Annotated in this window: 11 protein-coding genes; 4 read left to right on the forward strand and 7 right to left on the reverse strand. The window is 69.0% G+C overall.

Annotated features, from left to right (window positions below):
* Positions 1-585, reverse strand: a 585-nt coding sequence (locus tag NGF19_RS29935) for an AMP-binding protein (protein ID WP_252429033.1), incomplete at its 3' end; no start/stop codon positions are given.
* Positions 586-753: 168 nt separating this feature from the next.
* The gene (locus tag NGF19_RS29940; RefSeq protein WP_252429035.1) at positions 754-1,419 is read right to left on the reverse strand and encodes a type III effector protein; all 666 of its coding nucleotides are present in this window, start codon (positions 1,417-1,419) and stop codon (positions 754-756) included.
* Positions 1,420-1,546: 127 nt separating this feature from the next.
* Between NGF19_RS29940 and NGF19_RS29945 the strand changes: the two genes are divergently transcribed.
* The 3 genes from NGF19_RS29945 to NGF19_RS29955 all read left to right on the forward strand — a co-directional run bounded on the left by NGF19_RS29945 (position 1,547) and on the right by NGF19_RS29955 (position 2,972).
* Positions 1,547-1,972, forward strand: coding sequence for an Hsp20/alpha crystallin family protein (locus NGF19_RS29945; RefSeq protein WP_252429037.1), 426 nt, complete (start codon positions 1,547-1,549; stop codon positions 1,970-1,972).
* Positions 1,973-2,074: 102 nt separating this feature from the next.
* The gene (locus NGF19_RS29950; protein WP_252429039.1) at positions 2,075-2,470 is read left to right on the forward strand and encodes a DUF2267 domain-containing protein; all 396 of its coding nucleotides are present in this window, start codon (positions 2,075-2,077) and stop codon (positions 2,468-2,470) included.
* A 67-nt stretch (positions 2,471-2,537) separates the two neighbouring features.
* Entirely contained in the window at positions 2,538-2,972 is a 435-nt protein-coding gene (locus tag NGF19_RS29955; RefSeq protein WP_252429041.1) for a DUF2267 domain-containing protein, read from the forward strand.
* A gap of 95 nt (positions 2,973-3,067) precedes the next feature.
* Here NGF19_RS29955 and NGF19_RS29960 read toward each other — a convergent pair whose 3' ends face one another.
* A complete protein-coding gene (locus NGF19_RS29960) occupies positions 3,068-4,294 on the reverse strand; it encodes a cytochrome P450 family protein (protein ID WP_252429043.1) in 1,227 nt (408 codons plus the stop codon).
* 215 nt (positions 4,295-4,509) lie between these two features.
* Positions 4,510-6,033, reverse strand: coding sequence for a hypothetical protein (locus NGF19_RS29965; RefSeq protein ID WP_252429045.1), 1,524 nt, complete (start codon positions 6,031-6,033; stop codon positions 4,510-4,512).
* Between the two features lie 929 nt (positions 6,034-6,962).
* Between NGF19_RS29965 and NGF19_RS29970 the strand changes: the two genes are divergently transcribed.
* Entirely contained in the window at positions 6,963-7,889 is a 927-nt protein-coding gene (locus tag NGF19_RS29970) for an SPFH domain-containing protein (RefSeq protein ID WP_252429047.1), read from the forward strand.
* Positions 7,890-8,085: 196 nt separating this feature from the next.
* Here the strand turns inward: NGF19_RS29970 and NGF19_RS29975 are convergent, their stop codons facing one another.
* The 3 genes from NGF19_RS29975 to NGF19_RS29985 form a co-directional block, all read right to left on the reverse strand.
* Positions 8,086-8,586 (reverse strand): DUF2399 domain-containing protein, encoded by a 501-nt coding sequence (locus NGF19_RS29975; protein ID WP_252429049.1) that lies wholly within the window; start codon positions 8,584-8,586, stop codon positions 8,086-8,088.
* Positions 8,587-8,656: 70 nt separating this feature from the next.
* Positions 8,657-8,806 carry a hypothetical protein gene (locus NGF19_RS29980; protein ID WP_252429051.1) on the reverse strand — a complete coding sequence of 50 codons (150 nt, stop codon included), beginning with the start codon at positions 8,804-8,806 and terminating at the stop codon, positions 8,657-8,659.
* Positions 8,807-8,836: 30 nt separating this feature from the next.
* On the reverse strand, positions 8,837-9,092 hold a 256-nt coding region (locus tag NGF19_RS29985), incomplete at its 5' end, for an ATP-binding protein (RefSeq protein WP_252429053.1).

The raw sequence follows: 9,092 nt of genomic DNA on the forward strand, positions 1-9,092 counted from the left end.
TACGCATCCCTTGGGGCGGCCGGTGGTGCCGGAGGTGTAGATGATGGTGGCGGTGTCGTCCGCGCGGACCGCGTCGCGGCGCTCGTCGACCTGGGCGGCGGGGACTTCGGCACCCTCCTGCCGCAACCGGGAGAGGTCACCGGCGTCGATCTGCCACACCCGCTCCAGCCCGGGAAGGTTCTCCTGGATCTCCTCCAGGCGGCGGCGGTGCTGCGATGTCCCGACCACCGTCGCGACGGGCTCGGAGTCCTCCAGTACCCACCGGATCTGCTCGGGCGAGGAGGTGTCGTAGATCGGCACCGGCACCGCGCCGACCGTCCACAGGGCATAGTCGGTCAGGGTCCATTCGTAGCGTGTCGCGGCCAGCAGGGCGACCCGGTCGCCGGGCCGGATCCCGGCGGCGAGGAAGCCCGCCGCGAGGGCGCGTACCTCGGTCGCGAACTGCGCGGCGGTCACAGGCTCCCAACCATTCCCCGTCGGCCGGTCGAACAGGACGCACTCGGGGCGATCGCTGCGGAACACCGTTGTGGCGAGCTGATCCTGCGGCGGAATCCGGATCGTGGACGGGCTCTCGTACTCGCGCATACCCGCAGTGTCAGTGGATATCTGAACACGCACCAATCGTTACGACCGAATGGACTCCCGGGCAGGCCTTCACCCTGAAGAAGCGGACCCCGCCGTCGGCCGGGGTCTGCTGCGTGAGATGGGAGGGACTTCGCACACGGAGCCGTGTACCGGTCGGTCGGGGGCGGGTCAGTCGGGGACGGTGTCTGCAGGCGTGGCGGAGCTCGTCAGGGCGTCGAGTCGGGCGGCGAGGTCGGGATGGGTGGCGGTCAGGTGGGGGCGGGCGGCGGTCAGGGGGTGGATGAGGGCGGCGGGGTCGTCGTGAGCGAGGGCCGCGTGGAGTTGGCTGAGCGGGAGGCGGGCCGCTGTGGGCAGGTCGGTGAGTGCGGTGATCTGACCGGCGATGCGGCGCAGGTCGGCGGCGTTGCGACGGGCCCAGGTCGCGGCGGTACGTTCGGCGGCCCGGCGTTCACGGGTGGCCTGCACACGTTGTTCACCGGTGGTTCCGGCGGGGCCGGGCCGATTGCGCAAGTAGCGGCGCTCGGCCGCCTGACGGCTGGCGACGCCGAGAGGGTGGGCGAGGTCGGCCCAGCTTGCGCCCGCGTGGCGGGCCGTTTCGATCAGGCCGGTTTCCCATCCGGCGAGTTGCTCGCGAACCTGCCGCAACAGCAGAAGGGAGGCCAAGGCCTGCTCAGGGCCCGGACTGGGCGCATCGGGGACATCGGGAGCCAGGGCCTCGTGCTGGGCGGCGCGCAGGGCCTCGTCTATGGCGTGAAGGGCCGCCGCAGCGGCCAGAAACGACGCCGGACTCTGAGTGTCGACACAGGAAGAGACCGGCTGGTCGGCTGCTGTCATAGGCACCCCTCAGAGTTGTCATCTTTCAGACGACACCGACGTTTGTCATCCATTGGATGACATGCTACAACGGTTTCAGTGAGGCGCATTGGCAGCAACTGCCCGAACCTTCTGGAGGTGTTTCACGATGTTGATGCGCACCGATCCCTTCCGCGAGCTCGACCGTCTCGCCCAGCAGATGACCGGCACCTGGACACGGCCGTCCGCGATGGCGATGGACGCCTACCGCGAGGGCGACGAGTACGTGGTGGCCTTCGACCTCCCCGGCGTCAGCCCTGAGGCGATCGACATCGATGTCGAACGGAACATGCTGACCGTCAAGGCCGAGCGTCGGCCCCTGGCGAAGTCCGACAACGTGCAGATGGAACTGTCGGAACGGCCGCTGGGCGTCTTCTCCCGCCAGATCGTGCTGGCCGACACACTGGACACCGAGCACATCAAGGCCGACTACGAGGCAGGCGTGCTCACCCTGCGCATCCCGATCGCGGAACGCGCCAAGCCCCGCAAGATCGCCGTCGGCGGCGGGTCCGACCGCAAGGAGATCTCCGGCTGAACCGGGCGCGCGGGCCGAACAGCGGCGGAGGACGGGCACCTGATCTCCCCACTCACCCCGCCCTCCGCCCTCCCCCCGGACTGAAGAAGGGTGGCGACCGACGTGACCCTGCGAAGCGAAGCGTTCCTCGACAGGGTGAAGGAGCGCGGCGAGTACGGAAGCCGTCAGGAAGCCCAGCGCGCGGCCCGCGTGGTGCTCGCCCTGCTGGGCGCCCACCTGGTCGGCCAGGTGCGCGCCCAGTTGGCGGCGCGCCTGCCGGAAGACTTCGCCCTGATCCTGCTCAATCCGCTGCAGAGCACCGAACCCCTGTCACCGGAGCGGTTCGTGCGCGCGACCGCGGCCTGGATCGAGGGCGCCACCGACCAGACCGCGGCCTGGGACGTCAGCGCCGTCCTCAGCACGGTCGCCGACGCGGCCGGTGACGACCTGCTGGGTCAGATCCTGCTCCAGCTCCCCGCAGGCTACGACCTCCTCTTCGGCCGCCCCCAGCCCGCCTGACCGACCACACCCGGTGCCCGCGCACCGGCACCACAACCCCGGCGACAGAAAGGCAACCACCCCCGTGATGTACGACCGGCGTGCACCGTTCCAGCAGCCGCTCGTGATGACGTACGAGGAGATGCTGGAGAAGGTCCGCTACGAAGGCGCCTACCCCACCCGCGAACGGGCCGAGGAAGCCGTCCGCCTGGTCCTCGCAGGACTCGGACGCCAGTTGACGGGCGACGAACGCGTCGAACTGGCCGCCCGCCTGCCCCTCGAATCCGCACAGATCCTCGCCGCACAGATCCCCGACACCCAGCCCCTCACCGGCTGGGCCTTCGTCAAGGACCTCGCCGCCCGCACCGGCGCCCCCCTGGCCACCACCCGCTGGGACACCGGCTCCGTCCTCTGCACCATCGCCGCCCTGGCCGGTCCTGACCTCGTCACCCGCATCCTGCGCCAACTCCCCTCCGGCTACGCGCTGTTGTTCGGCCGCGCCGAACTCATCCCAGCCGCCTAGCCCGAGCCGCACGGGGCTCCTTCCCTCCGGCGCCGGGGCGCCCGCGACCGACGACGGGCCAGCCTGTGTCGAAGGTTGGTGTGGCTCTCGGCGGGCTACACCGGCCTCAGTCGGACGAGCAGGGTCACGTGCCCGTTGCTGATCAGGGACGGCAGAGGCTGCAGTTCCCCGGCGGGTACCGCGAGTTGGATGTCGGGGAAGCGTGCGAACAACTGGCGTAGGACGATGGAGACTTCGAGGCGGGCGAGCGGAGCTCCGAGGCAGAAGTGGACCCCGTGGCCGAAGGCGAGGTGGTCCTTGGTGACTCGGGTGGCGTCGAAGAGATCGGCGTTGTCACCGTGCCAGTCCGGGTGGCGGTTCGCGGCTGCGTAAGAGGCGAGGATCGCCTCCCCGGCCCGGATCATCCGGCCGTCGGGGAGAGGGATGTCCTGGAGCGCGTAGCGCAGGGGCAGGTGTTTGATGGCCGGCTCGTGGCGCAGTGTCTCCTCGACGACGTCAGTCCAGCCGCACCGACCGGCACGGACGTGGGCGAGCTGCTCGCGGTCGGCCAGCAGGGAGGTGATCGCCTGGTCGATGACGTTGACGGTCGTCTCGTACCCGGCGCTGATCATCAGCACGAGGGTGTCGCGCAACTCGGCATCGGTCAGGGCGTCATTGTCACCCTCCTCGTCGCGGGTGGCGATCAGGAGGGAGGTCATGTCGTCGCCGGGTGCGGCCCGCTTCGTCGCGATCAACTCGTCGAGAAGGCGGTAGAGGGCTGCTGTGTTCGCTGCGGCTTCGTCGGTCGAGAGGGTGGTGGCGAACACGCGGTCCACCACCGAGCGGAGCCCGTTTCGCTGAATGAGGGAAAGGCCCATCATCTGACCGATCACCGCGATCGGCAGTGGGTAGGCCAAGTTTTCGCGCAGGTCGACCACTTCGTCGGCCGGGAGGGCGTCCAGGTCGTCGAGGAGGTCGGTGACGAATGCCTCGATGACGGGTGCCAGGGCGGAGATACGGCGGGCCGAGAGGGCCGGCGCGATCATACGACGCAGACGGCGGTGGTCGCTGCCGTAGGCGGTGAACATGTTGTCGACCGCTACCCAGAGAGCGAGTGGCCAGGTGGTGACCGTGCCGGCGAAGGCCGGCCAGTGCGCCCGACCGTCCTTGGAGACGTCCGAGAGCATCAGGAGTTGCTTCAGGAGAGCGGGATCGGAGACGGACCACGCGGTGACCCCGAGGATGTCCACGAGCGTGGCTGCCCCGCGAGCGCGCAGGGCCCGGTGCTCGGCGTGGTGGTGGGAAGCCGTGGGGTCGAGAACGAGTAACTGCTGGTCCGGCACGGTGAGGGCTCCTTCAACGAGTGGCGGGAAGGCGGCGGTTGAGGCGGTGGAAGACATGGTGAGCGGGGTCCTGCACATCGCCGGTGTACCGCAGCGCGCTCAGCGGGCCCCCTCTCCGGGTCTTCCGCGCCGGGGCCGTAGCCGTGCACTCTCAGCACCATCGCTCGCATCGGTGCCCGATCACAAGGACTTGCTTCAGGGAAGGAGACGGCGTCTCAATCCCTGACCTTGAGGAAGCGCATCCGGGTCGCCCCGTTGCTGTCGGTGCCGCCGGCCTCGGCGTCGGTGATCCTGCCGCCGGTGAGGACGAACATCAGGTGCAGGCGGACCGTCCGGGGGCCGGACGTGGCCGTGTACTCGGTCATGATGTGGGTGGTTCCGCCCTGCTGCTCCTGCCCTGCCGCGTTGACCACCGCGATCTGGGTGAAGCTCGTCAGGAGCGTGTCGGTCGTCTCGTCCCTGAGCCAGCCGATGATGTAGCCGCTGCCGCCGGTGGCGGTACCGAGCGCGTACCGCACATCGCTGTCGATGTGGTAGACCCCGGCCTCCGGGAGCACGATGTCGGACTCAGGGATCGGTACGTCGGTGCCGGTCTTGGCCAGGAGGTTGGCGTGCTGCCGCTCGGCGTTGCGGAACCCGCTCACCGGCGTGAGGCGGGCGCCGATCCGCCACCTGTCGGGGCAGCCGGGCAGCTCGGTGACGTCGATGTCCACCGACCGTTCGAGGCTGCTGTTCCCGCCCGGAGCGATGCCCGTCAGGTCGACCCGCGGCACGAGCAGCCCGCCGGTCGTGTTCCGTGCGGCGTTGCACGGGGACGGGTCCAGGGCGGGCGTGTCGGGCGCGTACAGACAGCCGTCGCTGCCCCGGGTGATGGCGTTGCCCCGGTCGGTGGAGATGCACGGGGGGCGGGCGGTGGAGCATCCGTCCTGGCAGGAGGCGACCGGGACGACCGGCGGGACCGGGGTGTACGGGGTGGCCGAGCCGTCGAGGGTGTCGGTCGTGCAGGTGACCACGCCGGCGCAGTTACGGCAGGTCGTACGGAGGAACGGCCTGCCGAAGCCCGGGGCGGATGCCTGGACGGCGAGGACGAAGCTGTCGACGGTCCACTGCTTGGGGCCGACTCGGCAGCCGTCGTCGTTGCCTGTTTCGAGGTTGAGTTCGACGACGATCCTTCCCGCGAGGACGTCCGCGAGGGACACGGTGGTCGGTTGGATGACGCCGTTGTCGTCACCACCCGCCGGCAGATCGGGTGGGCCCAGGAGATCGGTGCGGATCGGGGTCGTGCCGTTCCACAGGGCGAAGCGGCCGTAGAGCTGACATGCCGTGTTCGGGCCGTCGTTGTGGACATGGACCGAGGCGCTGATCGTGAGGCTGGTGGGATTGCCGCACAGTGCCGCAGGGTCGATGTGCACGACGCCGGCGAGCCAGGTGTGCTGGCCGTTGTGCGTCCCGCCGTCAGCCGGGAACGTGCCCGTGCCGCCGTTCAGGATGGTCTGGGCGACGGCAGGGTCCAGTGCGGCATGGGTGTTGGCGATGGTGTAGTACGGCGTCGGGTCCGTGCTGTCCGCGGTCGCCGTGACCCGGTACGGTGCGGAATCGCGCAGGGGGATCGTCTCGCAGTGCTGGCACGGCTCGGAGCCGGAACAGCCACCGAGAACCTCGACGGGGGGACAGACCGCCCCGGTGGGCCGGCAGCCGCCGATGACGATCGGGGACTGCCTGCAGCCGCATCCACTCATGATTCAACTCCTGGTGTGGGGTGGGGCGTTGACTGCGGCGGTTGCGCCATGCCTCTTCGGCGCCGTCGCGCCCGGGGTGGTGGTGTGCTGGGTCGCAGACTACGGCGAACGAATGTCGGGCTGGGGCAGGCCTGTTGAGGCCTGAGGGATACCGGTGGCCTCGGAGCCGGTCGCACGACGAGGCAGAGGAAGAAGGCCGTCTGCCGGACCGCGGTACCGGGCCGTGGCTGACATGTCGCGGTCGTCGACCGGCTACGCGTTCCCTCAGCCGGTCACGCCCTTGAGGTGGGAAACAGAAGCGGCCATGCCGACCCCTCGTGGAGAGTCTGCTGCTGGGCAGATCGCGTGGGGCGCTCGGACATGGGCAGATCTCGAGCTCAGTCACTTACCGTCTTCGGTACAAGACTTAAGGTACTATCCCAGCATCTGTCTGGCATTACTCCGTTAGAGTGGCCTATTCCGCCGCCGAGGCGGCAGATCGCTCGCATTCCCCCGGCAGGACCGACCGGGGGCCGATGGCCAGACCCGCCCCACGCCCGGATCTTGCTCACCGCAACGCTCCGGCACCACCGCCTTGAGTTGGGCCCCGTGGTACAGACGTTGGGCCCCGGCGGTACCGACGCCGCCGCGCACACCTCAACGTCCCTCAGCCTGGGAGTCGAGTTCGAACTCGGGGCGGCTCAGTTGGTCCCGCCTGCGCGCAGGCGGCAACGACGGTCAGCGAAGACTGCCTGCTTCCGGCAGTGTCGTCGGTGGTGCACAGATGCGAAGATCTTGCTGTCCCAACCGGGCATGCAGGCGGTCTTGTGAGCCAGCACCGCGCAAGCCTGCTCGCCGCCGGCCACCACCCCTGACGCCCTGCCCTTCCTCGCCCTTCGTAGGGCATCACCGTGCAGTTCGTCAGATTTGCTCGACCCAAAGGTTCCGTTATGTCTCTTCTTGTCACGTTGGTCGCAGTCGGCATCGTCGTGCTTGTGCTGCTCCTGAGTTCCATACGCACCGTTGGCCAGGCGCATGTCGCGGTCGTCACCCTGTTCGGGAAGTACCGCCGGGTCCTGAACCCCGGCCTGAACCTCATCGTCCCGATCTTCGAGCGTATCCACAGCAAGGTGCCTGTTCAGAACCAGACCTCCCGTCTGGAGTTCTCCGCCATCACGGGTGACCAGGCCGCGGTCCACTTCACGTCGACGATCATCTTCACGGTGTCCGACCACTCCCCGGCCACCGTGCAACTCGTGGCCTTCAAGTTCATCAACGACAATTCGTTCCATATGGCGATGACCAGCGCGGTCGAGGCGAGTGTGCGGGAGTTCGTGTCGACGAAGAAGCAGGCCGAGGTCCTGGGTCTGAGGTCGGAGATCGTCTCGCACGCGAAGTCCACCCTGGACGAGCAGCTCGCTTCGTGGGGTTACACCCTGGTCGACCTGACGGTGAACGACATCAACTTCGACTCCGAGGTCATGGCCTCGATGTCGCGTGTGGTGGCGGCGAAGAACGCGCAGTCGGCTGCCGAGTTCGAGGGCCAGGCGCTGCTGATCACGCGGACGAAGGAGGCGGAGGCGAACGGTGCCGCCATCCGGATCGCCGCGCAGAACGAGGCGGAGGCCGCACGGCTGCGTGGCGAGGGCCTGGCGAAGTTCCGTATGGAGCTGGCGAAGGGGCTGTCGGAGTCCGCGCAGACTCTGACGGATCACGGGGTCGACCCCGGTCTGCTGGCCTTCACGATGTGGACGGAGACGATCCGCGAGTCCGCGAAGGAGGGTGACGGCAACGTGATCTTCCTGGACGGGAGCGTCGAGGGCATGCAGGGCTCGCTGCGTCACCTGCAGGGCCTGACCCAGGTCGGCAAGGCGTAGCCACCGAGCGCGATTGCTCCAGGGCGCCTTGCTTCGCGCATCTCTGGTCCGTAATGGACGACGGCTTCTCGTCACACTTGGCGGAGCGCGCGGTGGCCTCCCACTCGGTACCGCGCGCAGGCCAAACCTGGCGCCTCAGGTCGGGTGCCTCGCCGAGGAAGAACGCCCTGCTGGGCGAGTTACCCGGCCCATCGCCTCACAGATCCCCTCTCGCCAAGTCCGCAAGCAGATCGTCGAGCACCGCCTCTTCTTCGACACGGACCCCGCCCTCCGTGAGGGCGACTGCCAAGGCCGGGTCCCACGGAGTCGCGGCAGGCATCCCTGTCAGTTCCGGGGCCTCCCCAAGCCGGGCAACCGCCGCCCGGTAGTGAGCGGCTGTGTAGCGCCATGGCCGCCACGGAACGCTTCGCCGCAGTGCCGTGGCGATGCGCACACCGCCCCAGTCGAAGTCACCGTGACAGAGCAGTTCGGACTCCTGGGCGGAGAGGCCGCGCAGCAGGGTGAGCGCCGCGGCCGACGGCTGCCCTTGCAGGCACACCATGGGCGGGCACGCAGCGCCGAGGGTGTTCGCGGCGGCGGACAGGACGGCCGGGTTCTCGCACACATAGACGGTTCCCGTCGCAGCGACGGCAGAGCCTGGGGGTTGACGAGTGAGGGAACGCAGCGTCAGCACCGCGGGTTCACCCGCCTCGGCCATCCAGTCCAGGGGCGGGGTACCGCGCCGTGCTGCTCCAGCTCCTCCAGCAGCGCCTGCACACGCCTCTCGCTCACACCCCGCCGCACGCGCCGCACACCGGGAATCCGGTACAGCCCGGCACCCGGGAGCGGCTCTGCCACAGCACTCCGATCCACGCCGCCTCGAAGAACGTCCAGCAACCCCAGAAGAACGAAAGATTCGCGAATTCTGTCCGGTTCATGGAGGGAAGCGTCGCAGACGGCACTGACATTCACCTCAGGGCGGCTTCGCACCACACGGTCTTGGTGTACGGGTCTCCTTCCGTGGTTCCCCAGTGCGTGGACAGCGCCTCCACGAGGAGGAGTCCTCGGCCGCCGTCCAGATCGGGTGACGGTGGAGCGAGGGTGCCGGGGGTCGGTGGGCGGCGGTCGGTACGGGCGTCCGTGACCTCGATACGGAGGGTGGTGTCCGCCGGGTGGAGCGTGAGACACAGGCGGAAGTCGCGGCCCCGCACCCGGCCGTGCACC

This window comes from Streptomyces macrolidinus (assembly GCF_023887685.1).
Taxonomy (GTDB): Bacteria; Actinomycetota; Actinomycetes; order Streptomycetales; family Streptomycetaceae; genus Streptomyces; species Streptomyces macrolidinus.